The 13,915-nt window shown below is 71.1% G+C and carries 12 protein-coding genes; 9 read left to right on the top strand and 3 right to left on the bottom strand.

Annotated features, from left to right (window positions below; translation table 11 throughout):
* The first annotated feature begins 319 nt into the window (after positions 1–319).
* The 8 genes from murB (at position 320) to recN (ending at position 10,918) form a co-directional block, all read left to right on the top strand.
* Entirely contained in the window at positions 320–1,258 is a 939-nt protein-coding gene (gene murB / locus AC0IWM_RS13420; protein ID WP_471755724.1) for a UDP-N-acetylmuramate dehydrogenase, read from the top strand.
* A gap of 304 nt (positions 1,259–1,562) precedes the next feature.
* On the top strand, positions 1,563–2,486 hold the full coding sequence (locus tag AC0IWM_RS13415; protein WP_471755722.1) for a D-alanine--D-alanine ligase: 924 nt from the start codon (positions 1,563–1,565) through the stop codon (positions 2,484–2,486).
* Positions 2,453–3,424 carry a cell division protein FtsQ/DivIB gene (locus tag AC0IWM_RS13410; RefSeq protein WP_471755720.1) on the top strand — a complete coding sequence of 324 codons (972 nt, stop codon included), beginning with the start codon at positions 2,453–2,455 and terminating at the stop codon, positions 3,422–3,424. The genes AC0IWM_RS13415 and AC0IWM_RS13410 overlap by 34 nt, the downstream gene beginning before the upstream one ends.
* A 66-nt stretch (positions 3,425–3,490) precedes the next feature.
* The gene (gene ftsA / locus AC0IWM_RS13405) at positions 3,491–4,813 is read left to right on the top strand and encodes a cell division protein FtsA (RefSeq protein ID WP_056215981.1); all 1,323 of its coding nucleotides are present in this window, start codon (positions 3,491–3,493) and stop codon (positions 4,811–4,813) included.
* Positions 4,814–4,933: 120 nt separating this feature from the next.
* Complete coding sequence (gene ftsZ / locus AC0IWM_RS13400; protein WP_471755718.1) at positions 4,934–6,742, top strand: cell division protein FtsZ; 1,809 nt, start codon at positions 4,934–4,936, stop codon at positions 6,740–6,742.
* A 328-nt stretch (positions 6,743–7,070) separates the two neighbouring features.
* Positions 7,071–8,018 carry a UDP-3-O-acyl-N-acetylglucosamine deacetylase gene (lpxC, locus tag AC0IWM_RS13395; RefSeq protein ID WP_471755716.1) on the top strand — a complete coding sequence of 316 codons (948 nt, stop codon included), beginning with the start codon at positions 7,071–7,073 and terminating at the stop codon, positions 8,016–8,018.
* Positions 8,019–8,239: 221 nt separating this feature from the next.
* On the top strand, positions 8,240–9,118 hold the full coding sequence (locus AC0IWM_RS13390; protein WP_056476901.1) for an outer membrane protein assembly factor BamD: 879 nt from the start codon (positions 8,240–8,242) through the stop codon (positions 9,116–9,118).
* Between the two features lie 132 nt (positions 9,119–9,250).
* Entirely contained in the window at positions 9,251–10,918 is a 1,668-nt protein-coding gene (gene recN, locus AC0IWM_RS13385; protein WP_471755714.1) for a DNA repair protein RecN, read from the top strand.
* A gap of 348 nt (positions 10,919–11,266) precedes the next feature.
* Here recN and AC0IWM_RS13380 read toward each other — a convergent pair whose 3' ends face one another.
* The gene (locus AC0IWM_RS13380) at positions 11,267–11,509 is read right to left on the bottom strand and encodes a hypothetical protein (protein ID WP_471755712.1); all 243 of its coding nucleotides are present in this window, start codon (positions 11,507–11,509) and stop codon (positions 11,267–11,269) included.
* Between the two features lie 89 nt (positions 11,510–11,598).
* Entirely contained in the window at positions 11,599–12,120 is a 522-nt protein-coding gene (locus tag AC0IWM_RS13375; RefSeq protein WP_471755710.1) for a GcrA family cell cycle regulator, read from the bottom strand.
* 305 nt (positions 12,121–12,425) lie between these two features.
* Here AC0IWM_RS13375 and AC0IWM_RS13370 point away from each other — a divergent pair, with 305 nt between their 5' ends.
* A complete protein-coding gene (locus AC0IWM_RS13370; RefSeq protein ID WP_471755708.1) occupies positions 12,426–13,106 on the top strand; it encodes an HAD family hydrolase in 681 nt (226 codons plus the stop codon).
* A 77-nt stretch (positions 13,107–13,183) separates the two neighbouring features.
* Here the strand turns inward: AC0IWM_RS13370 and AC0IWM_RS13365 are convergent, their stop codons facing one another.
* Positions 13,184–13,900, bottom strand: a complete 717-nt coding sequence (locus AC0IWM_RS13365) for a DUF4142 domain-containing protein (RefSeq protein ID WP_471755706.1) — start codon at positions 13,898–13,900, stop codon at positions 13,184–13,186.
* Positions 13,901–13,915: the final 15 nt, after the last annotated feature.

Raw genomic sequence — 13,915 nt, 5'->3', positions numbered from 1 at the left:
GGCCCGTGAAACGGAGGCCGAGCATCGCCTCCGGTCGCACCTGAGGGATCGGCTCCTCTAGCCCCGACTTCGCCTGTCGCGCGGCGCGGCTTACCGTCTAGGCGGATGGCAGGCGGCATGCCGGAAACGGGCGCGATCGGGCGGGTGAGTTCCGGCTCACCGCGCGGAGCGGCCGCGTCCTGCGCTTTTGGAACACCGACATCATGCAACAGACCGCGTTCGTCACCCCGACGCCCCTTCATCCCCGCTCCGCTCGCCTCGCCCTCGACGAGGGGGGCGAGGCCCACTTCCCGCAAGCGGGGAAAGGAGACGTGCGCTCATGACCGCCTTCCCGGACATCACGCCCGACATCCGCGCCCGGGCGCCGCGCTTGCGCGGGCGCCTCATCGCCAACCAGCCCCTGTCGGACCTGACCTGGTTCCGGGTCGGCGGCCCCGCCCAGGTGCTGTTCACCCCGGCCGATGCGGAGGATCTCGGCCTCCTGCTCGCGGCCCTCGACCCCGAGATGCCCGTCACTGTGATCGGCCTCGGCTCGAACCTCATCGTGCGCGACGGCGGCGTGCCGGGCGTCGTGGTGCGCCTGGGCGGCCGGGCCTTCGGCACGGTGGAGACCGACGGCGAGACCCTGCGGGTCGGCACGGCGGTGCCGGACATGCGCCTCGCCAAGGCGGCGGCCGAGGCCGGACTCGACGGGCTCGCGTTCTTCCGCGGTATTCCCGGTTCGGTCGGCGGGGCGCTGCGCATGAATGCCGGCGCCCATGGCGGCGAGACCACCGACGTGCTGGTGGAGGCCCACGGCGTCGACCGCGGGGGGCGGGCGCGTCGCTTCAGCCATGCGGAGATGAGCTTCACCTACCGGCACAGCGGCGTCCCCGACGACGTGATCTTCACGCATGCGGTGTTCCGCGGGCGGCCCGGCGAGCGGGCGGCCATCGAGGCCGAGATGGAGCGGGTCACGGCGGCGCGCGAGGCGGCCCAGCCGATCCGCGAGCGCACCGGCGGCTCCACCTTCAAGAACCCGCCCGGGGCCAAGGCCTGGCAACTCGTCGACGCGGCCGGGTGCCGCGGCCTGAGGGTCGGCGGCGCTCAGGTCTCGGAGATGCACTGCAACTTCCTGATCAACCGCGACAATGCCACCGCCGCCGACATCGAGGGGCTCGGCGAGGAGGTCCGACGGCGCGTGCGCGACACCTCCGGCATCGAGCTCCACTGGGAGATCAAGCGCATCGGTCTCGATCCCGCCGCCGCGAATCTGTAGGTCTTCCGTGGCGGCCTCGCGATCCCCCACCGGAACCGGGATCGCGAGGCCGCCGGTGACGAGCCCGTGCGCTCTTCGAATGGGGGACCCACATGGTCACGGATGTCGATACGGACGCAACGGCGTTGCCCGAGAGTGAGAACCCCTTCGCAGCCTTCCCCGAATGGGACGGGCCGGCCGATGATGACGCCTGTGCCGAGCTCTAGGGTGTCCACCACCCCCTAATCCACGGACCGGGCCAGACCGGTCCGCGACGCCATCGACAGCTTCTCCCACGACCGACGCTACACCTGACGGAGTCCCCATGTCCAAGCACGTCGCCGTCCTGATGGGCGGGTGGTCCTCCGAGCGGCCGGTCTCGCTGAATTCGGGGCATGCCTGCGCGGACGCCCTCGAAGGGCAGGGCTTCCGCGTCACCCGGGTCGATGTCCAGCCGGACATCGCGACGGTGCTGACCGACCTGCGGCCCGACGTGGCGTTCAACGCGCTGCACGGGCCGGCGGGCGAAGACGGCACGATCCAGGGCCTGCTGGAGCTCCTGCGCATCCCTTACACGCATTCCGGCGTGCTGGCCTCGGCGCTGGCGATGCACAAGGAGCGTGCCAAAGTGGTCATGCGGGCGGCCGGCGTCAGCGTCCCGGAGGGCCGCGTCGTTAACCGTCATGAGGCCGCCAAGTCACACGTGCTGACGCCCCCCTACGTGCTGAAGCCGGTGGCCGAGGGCTCCTCCATGGGGGTCATCATCGTGCGCGACGGACGCTCCCATCCGCCCCAGGAAGTGGGCCGGGAGGATTGGGGCTACGGCGATGAAATCCTTGCGGAAACCTACGTCGCCGGACGCGAGCTGACCTGCGCCGTGATGGGCGACAGGGCCCTCGGGGTGATCGAGATCAAGCCGGCTTCGGGGGAGTGGTACGACTTCGATGCGAAGTACGCCGAGGGGGGGTCGATCCACGTCCTCCCGGCAGAAATTAAACCAAATCTTTACCAGCGTGTCCAAGAGTTGTCGTTAACGGCGCATCAAGCACTCGGGTGCCGGGGCATCAGCCGTGCGGACCTTCGCTACGACGACACACCGGGGGGAACCGGTGCCCTCGTCGTGCTGGAGGTCAACACGCAACCCGGCATGACGAAGACGAGCTTGGTCCCGGAGATGGCAGCCCATGCGGGCTATAGTTTCGGTGAGCTCGTCCAATGGATGGTGGAGGACGCAACGTTGGGCCGGTAGGGGCCGAAGGTCCGCTGAGCGGCCACGGCCTGCTTGGCCCGGCCGCCGGCACGATCGCCTCCGTCCGCGCGGCACTCACCGCCCGCCTGCGCCGCTTCACGCCCCCCGGCCGCCGTTCCCGCCTCGCCCTTCCGATCGAGCGCCGCATCCCGCGCCACCTCGGCACGGCGGCCTTCTCGGTCTCCTTCGCGGCCCTGGCGCTCGCCGGCTTCGTCGGCAGCGGCGCCTATGACCGTTTCGTGGCCGAGCACGGCCGCCCCCTCGACATCATGGCGCGCCTCGCCGGCTTCGGCGTCGAGCGCGTCACCATCTCGGGCATCGCCCGGCTCTACGAGCGCGAGGTGCTCCAGGCCGCCGGCATCGACGGCCACTCCTCGGTCGTCTTCCTCGACGTGGCCGAGGCCCGCGAGCGTCTGTTGGCGGTGCCGCTGATCGCCAGCGCCTCCGTGCGCAAGGTCTACCCGAACGAGATCGTCATCACCCAGGTCGAGCGCGAGCCCGCCGCCCTGTGGCAGCGCAACGGCGAGATCGCCGTGATCGCCGCCGACGGCACGGTGATCGACCAGATGCGGGACGACCGCTACGCCGCGCTTCCCCTCGTGGTCGGCGACGACGCCAACCTCAAGCTGAAGGACTATCTCGCCCTGATCGAGGCGGCCGGCACCCTGGCCGAGCGCGTCAAGGCCGGCACCTACGTCTCCGGCCGGCGCTGGACCCTCAAGCTCGACGGCGTCGATATCCGCCTACCCGAGACGGGCGCCACCGAGGCCCTGGCCCGGCTGGTCAAGCTCGAGCGCGACAACCGGATCCTCGAGAAGGACATCATCGCGGTGGACCTGCGCATGCCCGACCGGGTGGTGGTGCGGCTCACCGAGGAGGCGGCCGCGGCCCGCGCCGAATCCCAGAAGAAGTCGAAGCCCAAGGGGACCAGCACATGAGCCGCGCGATCCGTTCGGCGCATCCCGCGTCCCGTCCCCGCCACACCCGTTCCGCCTGGTAGCCCGATGCACGACCCGCACGGCCTCACCCCACGCCTGAAGCCTCTCTCCGCCCGGCGCAGCACCACCCTCTCGGTGCTCGACATCGGAACGAGCAAGGTCGTCTGCCTCATCGCCGAGCTCCAGCCGGCCGAGGCCCTCACCACCCTGCGCGGGCGCACCCACTTCGCCCGCGTCATCGGCATCGGCCACCAGCGCTCGCAGGGGCTCAAGGGCGGCGTCATCGTCGACCTCGAGGCCGCCGAGGGCGCGATCCGCCAGGCGGTCCACGCCGCCGAGCGGATGGCGAAGGTCGAGGTGCAGTCGGTGATCGTCAACATGTCCGGCGGCCGCATCGGCTCGCAGCACTTCGAGGCCCGCGTCGGCACCCGCACCGGCACCGTCACGGGCTCCGACGTCGAACGCGTGCTGGAGACCGCCTCGGCCCACGGCGTCAGCCCCGGCCGGGCCGTGCTCCACGCCCTGCCCACCGGCTATGCCATCGACGGGCAGGGCACGGTCATCGATCCCTCCGGCATGATGGGCGACGCCCTCGGGGTCGACCTGCACGTGGTCACAGGCGAGGCGGCCGCCGCCCGCAACCTCATGCTCGCCGTCGAGCATTGCCACCTCGGCGTCGAGGCGGTGATCGCCACCCCCTACGCCGCCGGCCTCTCGGCCCTGGTGGACGACGAGGCCGAGATGGGCGTCGCCGTGGTCGACATGGGCGGCGGCACCACCAGCGTCGGCGTCTTCTCCGGCGGCCACCTCGTCCACGTGGACGCGGTGGCGGTCGGCGGCCACCACGTCACCATGGACATCGCGCGCGGCCTCTCCACCCGGGTCGCGGCGGCCGAGCGCCTGAAGACCCTCTACGGCTCGGCCATCGCCACCGCATCCGACGAGCGCGACATGATCGCGGTCCACGGAGTCGGCGAGGACGAGGGCGACGCCCCCAACCACGTGCCGCGCTCGCAGCTCGTGCGGATCATCCGCCCGCGCGTCGAAGAGGTGGTGGAACTGGTGCGCGACCGCCTGCGCGCCGCCGGCTTCTCGGCCCAGGCCGGGCGCCGGGTGGTGCTGACGGGGGGCGCGAGCCAGCTCGTCGGCCTGCCGGAGGTCGCCCGCCGGGTGATGGAGGGCCAGGTCCGCATCGGCCGGCCCCTGGGCATCCGCGGCCTGCCCGAGGCCGCCAAGGGTCCCGCCTTCTCGGCGGCGGTGGGGCTCCTGGTCTACCCGCAGGTGGCGCATGCGGAGCATTTCGAGCCGCGGGGCCACGGGGCCTTCGCCGGCACGGGAACGGACGGCTACCTCTCGCGCGTCGGACGCTGGATCCGCGAGAGCTTCTGAGACGACCGCCGGCACGCCCGGAACCCCGCGGGGTGGGCGTGGACGGCCAGACCCAATCGGCGCTCCTGACTTCTAGGCAGGCGTCAAACGAAACGTGAAAGGCACGAGAGGCTCGACACCATGGCCATCAGTCTGCAGGCGCCGGATATCCGGGAACTCAAGCCCCGCATCACCGTCTTCGGTGTCGGCGGAGCCGGCGGCAACGCCGTCAACAACATGATCGAATCCGGCCTGCTGGGCTGCGAATTCGTGGTCGCCAACACCGACGCCCAGGCGCTGACCTCCTCGAAGGCCGAGCGCGTGATCCAGATGGGCCTCGGCGTGACCCAGGGCCTCGGCGCCGGCTCGCACCCCGAGGTCGGCTCGGCCGCCGCCGACGAGGTCATCGACGAGATCCGTGACCAGCTCTCGGGCGCCCACATGTGCTTCATCACCGCCGGCATGGGCGGCGGCACCGGCACCGGCGCGGCTCCCGTCATCGCCCGCGCCGCCCGCGACATGGGCATCCTCACCGTCGGCGTCGTCACGAAGCCCTTCCAGTTCGAGGGCGTGCGCCGGATGCGCACGGCCGAGGCCGGCATCCAGGAACTCCAGGCCGCCGTCGACACCCTGATCGTGATCCCGAACCAGAACCTGTTCCGGGTCGCCAACGAGAAGACCACCTTCGCCGACGCCTTCGCGATGGCCGATCAGGTGCTCTACTCGGGCGTCGCCTGCATCACCGACCTGATGGTCAAGGAAGGCCTGATCAACCTCGACTTCGCCGACGTCCGCGCGATCATGCGCGGCATGGGCAAGGCCATGATGGGCACCGGCGAGGCCTCGGGCGAGAACCGCGCCAACCGCGCCGCGGAAGCCGCCATCGCCAACCCGCTCCTCGACGACGTCTCGATGAAGGGCGCCCGCGGCCTGCTGATCTCGATCACCGGCGGCAACGACCTCACCCTCTACGAGCTCGACGAGGCCGCCACCCGCATCCGCGAGGAGGTCGACTCGGACGCCAACATCATCCTGGGCGCCACCTTCGACGAGAGCCTCGACGGCATCATCCGGGTCTCGGTGGTCGCCACCGGCATCGAGCCGGCGCTGATCGCCGCCAACTCCCAGAACAACCCCGACATCGTGCAGACCGAGCAACGCATCGCCGAGGTCGCCGAGCGCCTGCGTGCGGAAGCGAGGGCGCGGGCCGCACAGCCCGCGTCGACCTTTCGCCCCGTCGGACAGGACGGAGCCGTAGCGGCCCCGGCCGCGCAGTCCGCCCCGGCGACGCTGCAGGCCGCCCCGCTGCAGGCTGCCCCGCTCCAGGCCGCTCCGGTCCAGGCGCCGGTGCAGCAGACCCTGCGCGCCCCCGAGTCGATGGCCCTCGCCGCAGAGCCGATGCGGGTCGAGCTGCCGCAGGCTCCGGTGATGCGCGACGAGGTGATGCTGACCCAGACCCAGCCGCGCGCCGCCATGTCCTACGAGCCCGCGCCGATGCCGGCCCCGGAGCCCGCGCCCCAGCACGCCGCCGGTCCGTTCGTGCCGCCCCGGCCGGCCGTGGCCGTGGCCCGCGCCCCCCGCATGCCGCAGATCCAGGACCTGCCGCTTCCCGCCCAGGCCCAGCTCCGGGCCCGCGAGGAGCAGCCGGCCGAGCCGGCCGCCGACTCCAAGCGCATGACGCTCCTGCGCCGCCTGGCGACGGTGGGCTTCGGTGGACGCCGCGAGGACGTGGAGGCCGCTCCGCTTCCGCAGATGCGGGCTCCCGCCGCCCCGGCCCCCCATGTCGCTCCGCCGGTCGACTACGCCAAGCGCGCGCCCGTGCAGGCGCCGCCGGCCTACCGCCCGGCCCAGGGCAACCTCGATCCACAGGGTCGTGTCGCGCCCCAGGCCCGTATGATGGACGACGATCAGCTCGAGATCCCGGCCTTCCTGCGCCGCCAGGCGAACTGAGGCCCGGGTCCGACGGACCTTTCGACACCACGGCTGAGACATTTCAGCCACAGGCCCGGAGCCTCACGGCTCCGGGCTATGCCTATTGTTAAATCGTTGTTCCAAAACGAGATTCGGATTCGCTGGTAGAAACCGCGGCTGTAACACAGCGTAAGAATCCGTGATTTGGCCTGCCTTTAAGGCGCGGCTATACGAATTTTGGAACGACAAGGCGCGGTGGTTTCGACCATCAGACGCCGGCAGGGGCTTCAAGCAGCGGACGGATCGCAAGGGCTGAGAACCCATCCCCACGGGATGGGCGCGCCCGATCACGGCCGAGGGCTATGGAATGCGAACGAACCAACAGACGACACTCAAAGCCCCCGCGACCCTGAGCGGCATCGGCGTACATTCCGGAAACCCAGTCGCGATCACGCTGCATCCGGCGCCCGCCAACCACGGCATCGCCTTCCTCCGCACCGGAATGCCAACCGGCAACGACCGGCTCATCAAGGCCCACCACGCCTGCGTCTCCGCCACCGAGCTCTGCACCGTCATCGGTGACGTCGAGAGCGGCGCGGTCGCCACCATCGAGCACCTGATGTCGGCGCTCTACGGTCTCGGGATCGACAACGTCCTCGTCGAGATCGACGGCCCCGAGATGCCCATCCTCGACGGCAGCGCCCTTCCCTACGTCCAGGCCATCGACGCCGTCGGCACCGCGAGCTGCGGTGCCGCCAAACGCTGGATCAAGGTGCTCCGCTCCGTCCGCATCGAGGTCGGCCGGGCCTTCGCCGAGCTCCGCCCCATCGACCGGGGCTTCCGCCTCGACGTCGAGATCGATTTCGAGAATCCGGTGATCGGCCGCAGCCGCAAGGCGATGGACCTGACCCCCTCCGCCTACCGCCGCGAGATCGCCGGCGCCCGCACCTTCGGCATGATGCGCGACGTGGAGCGCTACTGGAAGGCGGGCTTCGCCCTCGGCGCCTCCCTCGAGAACACCGTCGCGGTCGGCGAGACCGCCGTCGTGAACCCCGAGGGCCTGCGCTACGCCGACGAGTTCGTCCGCCACAAGTTCCTGGACGCCGTGGGCGACCTCGCCCTCGCCGGACTTCCGCTCCAGGGCGGCTACCGCTCCTATTGCGGCGGCCACCGCATGAATGTGGGCGTCCTCACCGCCCTGTTCTCCGATCGCGCCAACTACGCCATCGTCGAGGGTCCCGGCGTCCGCCGCGAGACCAGCCTGACCGAGTTCGGCGCCAGCCTCGGCATCGCCGCCTTCGTCGGCGATCTGTAGCGCCACCGACACACAGCCTTCGTTTCTGTGAAGGGCGTGGCCCGCCCGCCGCTTTCGCGCCCAAATCGCGCTCCACGGTGAATCGAGCGTGAAACGGGACGTCCGTCCGGTGTGCAGCGCACCCGGATCGTGGCATGAGGCCGTCAGCCACGCGACCGACCTTTGTGATGGCTTGACGACGCGCGTCCGAGAACGGACCCGTCTGTTGGGGGAAGACCGGAATGCGCCTTACTCATCCCAACCGCGGTGCGATGGCGGCCGTGCTGGTGTCCGTCATCGGCCTCGGCCTCGGCGGGTGCGACGCCCTCGACTCGATCAACCCCTTCGCCGAGAAGTACAAGCCCGAGGTCATCCCGGACGTTCCCGCCGACAAGCTCTACAGCGAGGGCCTGGCGCGGATGGAGGACAAGGACTACGAGGGCGCCTCGAAGAAGTTCGGCGAGCTCGACAAGGCCTACAGCTACTCCGACTGGTCGCGCAAAGCCCTGCTGATGACGGCCTACGCCAATTACGAGGGCGCGAAGTACGACGACGCCATCAACGCCTCGAAGCGCTACCTGCAGCGCCATCCGGCGAGCAAGGACGCGGCCTACGCCCAGTACCTCATGGCGATGTCGCACTATAAGCAGATCCCCGACGTGACCCGCGACCAGGATCGCTCCGAGAAGGCGCTCGCCGGCCTGCAGGAGCTCGTCCAGAAGTATCCGACCTCGGAATACGCGGCCGACGCCAAGGCCAAGATCCAGATCACCCGCGACCAGCTCGCCGGCAAGGAGATGGAGGTCGGGCGCTTCTACCTCGAGCGCCGCAACTTCCCGGCCGCGATCAACCGGTTCCGCGACGTGGTCAGCAAGTACCAGACGACCCGGCACGCCGAGGAGGCCCTGGAGCGCCTCACCGAGGCCTACATGGCCCTCGGCCTGACCCAGGAGGCGCAGACCGCCGCCGCCGTGCTCGGCCACAACTTCCCCGACAGCCCCTGGTACAAGGACGCCCACGCGCTCCTGCAGAACGGGGGGCTGGAGCCGCGCGAGGAGAAGACCTCCTGGCTCAGCAAGGTCTATCGCGGCGTCATCGGCCGCACCGCCGAGGCCCAGTAGGCCTCGCTCCCGGTTCCTTCGCCGAGTGCCGCTTTGCCGCTCCCCGTCGGGGGCGGCATCTTTTTGCGTGAAGCCGGCGCCACTTCGCCGTAAACACGGCGCCAGCGTTCACAACGGGACCTCAGACGCGGCATGCTGAGCCAGCTCGCGATCCGCGACATCGTTCTCATCGACAAGCTCGTCCTGAACTTTCGCGAGGGCCTCAGCGTCCTCACGGGCGAGACGGGCGCGGGCAAGTCGATCCTGCTCGACGCCTTCGCCCTGGCGCTCGGCGGCCGCGGCGACGGTCGCCTCGTGCGCCATGGGGAAGGGCAGGGCGCCGTCACCGCCGTGTTCGACGTGCCCCTCGACCACCCGGCCCGCACCCTCGCGGCCCAGGCCGAGATCGACACCGAGGGCGATCTCATCCTGCGGCGCGTGCAGATGGCCGATGGGCGCACCCGCGCCTTCGTCAACGACCAGGCCGTCGGCGTCCAGGTGCTGCGGGCCATCGGCGCTGCCCTCGTCGAGATCCACGGCCAGCACGACGACCGGGCGCTCGCCGATCCCACCACCCACCGGGCCATCCTCGACGCCTTCGGCGGCCTGCAGGGTCCGCTCGCGCAGGTGGCCGAGGCGGCGAGGCGGGTGAAGGGCGCGCGCTCCGCCCTGTCCGAGCACCGCGCCCGGGTCGAGGCCGCCGCCAAGGAATCCGACTTCCTGCGCCACGCCGTGGCGGAACTGGAGGCCCTCGCCCCGGAGCCGGGCGAGGAGACCACGCTGGCCGAGCGCCGCACGGTGATGCAGCAGAGCGAGAAAGTCGCGCGCGAGCTGAACGAGGCGATCGAGGCCTCGGGCGGCCCCATCGTCTCCCACCTCTCCTCGGCCCTGCGCAAGCTGGAGCGGCGGGCGGCGCAGCTGCCGGCCCTGGTCGAGCCCTGCGTCGCCGCCCTCGACACGGCCCTGACCGCCCTCGACGAGGCCCATACCATCCTCGACGTGGCCCTGCGCGAGGCCGAGTTCGATCCGCGCGAACTCGAGCGGGTGGAGGAGCGGCTGTTCGCGCTCCGTGCCGCCTCGCGGAAGTACCAGGTGCCGGTCGACGACCTCGCGGCCCTGCGCGAGCGCCACGCCGCGGACGTCGCCGCCATCGATGCCGGCGAGGAGGCCCTGAGCGGGCTGGAGGCCACCCTGGCCGCCGCCGAGGCCGCCTACGCCAAGGCCGCCGCCAAGCTCACCGAGGGGCGCAGGCGGGCGGCCAAGGCCCTCGACGCGGCGGTAAAGGCCGAGCTGCCGCCGCTCAAGCTGGAGCGCGCCCGCTTCATCACCGAGATCGCCACCGACCCGGAGTCCCGCGACGCATCGGGCTACGACCGGGTGGAATTCTGGGCGCAGACCAACCCGGGCACGCGGCCGGGGCCGATGATGAAGGTCGCCTCGGGCGGCGAGCTCTCCCGCTTCATGCTCGCCCTGAAAGTGGTGCTCGCCGACAAGGGCTCGGCCCCGACCCTGATCTTCGACGAGATCGACACCGGCGTCGGCGGGGCGGTGGCGGATGCCATCGGCGCCCGCCTGGGGCGCCTGGCCACGCGGGTGCAGGTGGTGGCCGTCACCCACGCGCCGCAGGTGGCCGCACGGGCGGAGACGCATTTCCTGATCGCGAAGGACCCCGTCAAGGGCAGCGACCGGGTCGCCACCCGGGTCGCCTCCCTGGAAGCGCCCGCGCGGCGCGAGGAGATCGCCCGCATGCTCGCCGGTGCCACGGTGACGGACGAGGCCCGGGCGGCGGCCGCGCGCCTGCTCCAATCCGCCGACGCCTGATCGTCGGGCGAACTCCGTCCGTTAACGCTCTCTTAACCATGTTCGGCGAGACTCGATGAACGGCGAGTGCGCTACGATTCGGCGCCGGCGTTGGATCGCTCGAACGAGGGACTGAGACGTTGGACCAGAGAGTTTGCGACGGCGAGATGCGGGAGGACACTGCGCATGCGTGTCAGCCCAACCTGCCCGACGACACGCGGTATCGTCTCGGGACAGCCTTGCGTTCGATCTACGAAGAGACCTGTGACACCCTGCCGATTCCCGACAGCCAGATCGACCTCCTGCTGCGCCTGCGGCACAAGGAGCGCGACCTGCGGCGGCTCGACTGAGGCTGCCGGCCGGGTCACGCTACCAGCGCCGCGCGTTCGGCTGACGCCTGTACTCGGCGGCGCGGATCTGGGTGAGGACGCGGTCCAGGCTGAGAAGCAGGGACTTTTCATCGTCGGCGGCCTGATCGACCGCTTCCTGCCCGGGGCCGAACTGCCGGCGCAGCTGCACCAGCGACAATTGGCGTTCCAGCTCCTCGCGCTGCGCATGCAGGTCGAGGAAGGCGGCCTCGTCGGCGTCGATTGCGCTCGTTGGCTCCGTCACGGCTCGTCACCTTCTTTCGCCGGCCTGGAACCGGCGACGGTGATCAACGCGCGAAGTCGAGAAACCGTGCCGCGCCGAGGCGCACAGGATCAGCGAAAGCCGCCGACGCGCCGGTCGCGCTTGCGCTCGGCCGCCGGCTGGTAGGCGATCTGCGCGTGGGTGGTGCAGTAGGGCAGGCCGGTGATCGAGCGGTCGCCGCAATAGTGGAAGTCGGGCGAGGTCGGGTCGCCGATGGGCCAGCGGCACATCGATTCCCGCAGGTCCATGATCGTCACGCGGCGCGAGATCGTCAGGGATACGGTCGCCACCACGGCGGGCGCGGCAGCGGGGGGCTCGAAGGCGACCGGAGTCATTTCGGGGTCGGCGACCGCGAGAGCCGGCGCCACGACCTCCAGCTCAGCCTCGCGCACGGCCTTGCGCGGTGAGACGCCGGGCGTCTCGGCGGACTTCACCCGACCCGACAGGCCGAGCCGGTGAACCTTGCCGATGACCGCGTTGCGGGTCACGCCGCCGAGCTGCGTCGCGATCTGGCTGGCGCTCAGGCCGTCTTCCCACAGCCGGCGCAGGAGATCGACCCGCTCATCCGACCAACCCGGGACCGTTTCCGCCATAGCCCCCTCCGAAATCGCCCGCTTCCGCCCGTTCGGCTCCCGTGACGCCCCTGCGCCCGGCCTGTGGCGCGGACATCGAGGCCGTCATCGATGATGGGCAGCGGCCCCCCGGCCGTCGATGAGCGAACCGTACAGGAGGCCGAGACGCCGAGGCAAGTGCGGCCGGAACGGTGGGCCGGTGACCCGGTCACCTGTCCACCGGCAAAGGCCGGGCGGACCCGCGCGGGCCGGCCTCGCCCGCTCCGCCGGGATGGGCTAGAGCGGCGGCTCCGCCCCGCCCGTCCGCTCCCATCCCGCGAGTGTCCATGACCGCCCTGCCGCCCATCGCCGTCTTCGATCTCGACGGAACCCTGGCCGAGACCGCCGGCGACCTCATCGGCACCCTCAACGTGATCCTGCGTCGCGAAGGCCTCCGGACGCTGCCCCTCGAACAGGCCCGGGACATGATCGGGGCAGGGGCCAAGGCCCTGATCCAGCGCGGCTTCACCACGGCCGGCGAGCCGCTGTCCACCGAGCGCCTGGAGGCGCTGTTCTCGGACTTCATCGCCCATTACGGCGACCATCTCTGCGAGCAGTCGCACCTGTTCCCGGGCGTCGTCGAGGCCTTGGACGCCCTCCGGACCCGCGGTTTCCTCCTCGCCGTCTGCACCAACAAGTACGAGGGCCAGGCCGTGCGCCTGCTCGGCCTGCTCGGCATCGCCGATCGCTTCGCGACGATCTGCGGCCGCGAGACCTTCCCCTACTTCAAGCCCGACCCGCGCCACATCACCCTGACGATCGAGCGCGCCGGCGGCGATCCCGCCCGCGCCGTGATGGTGGGCGATTCCCGCGCCGACATCGACGCCGCCAAGGCCGCCGGCATCCCCGTGGTGGCCGTTCCCTTAGGCTACACCGACCTGCCGGTGACGGAACTCGGCCCGGATCGGGTCATCGCCCATTTCGACGAGCTCGGCGCCGCCGTGGAGGCTCTGGTCCCCGCCGCCTGACGGCGACGGGCCTCGCGATAAGAAAAGGGCCGCCCCACGGGGCGGCCCTTCCGCGTTTCCGATGGGCTTGGCGCCGATCAGTTGATGCGGTCGGCGAGGTTGGCCGAGTGGGCGTGCTCGCCGGCGATGTAGGGCAGCGCCTGGTTGGCGAACTCGCGGCCCTGCGCGTTGTCGCCGTTGCGGGCGTAGGAGGCGTAGAGGCCGAGGGTGCGGGCGTCCGAGTTGGCCTGCTGGTCGACATAGGTCCGGTCGAAGTCGCGGCCCGGGCGGGCGGACTTCAGGCGGTCGATGCGGCCCTGGCCCTCGGCGCCGATGGCGACGCGGCGGCCCGGCTCGGCGGGGCTGTTGTCCACGAGGCCGACGCCGCCGAGGACGCCACCGACCACGCGCTGGGCGATGGTGGCCGAGATCGTCACCGGGGCGAGCACGACGCCGACCGGGTTGTCGAGGCGGGTCTCGAAGGGCTGGGTGTCGGAGACGACGGTGCCGCCGGCGGTCAGCGAGGTGCCCTCGGGCAGCAGGGCCTGGGTGGTGGCCTTACGCTCGACGAGGACGTTGTGGGCGTACTGACGGACGCGCGGGTTGCGCGAGCGCTCCAGGGCGATGCGGCTCGACTCGATGCTGACGGCGTCCGAGCGCAGGGCGGTGGCGCGGAAGTCGGAGGTGTCGGTCACGGCCGGCTGGTTGCCGTCGAATTGCGGGGCGACGCGGAAGGACAGGGGCTCCTGGGCCAGGGCCGGGGTAGCCAGGGCAGCGACCGACAGGCCGAGGGCGGCAAGGAGGGACTTGTTCATGGCGAGATCTCTTTC

The sequence above is a fragment of the Methylobacterium sp. AC433 genome (assembly GCF_979253015.1).
This window is presented reverse-complemented; position numbering and strand designations above follow the sequence as displayed.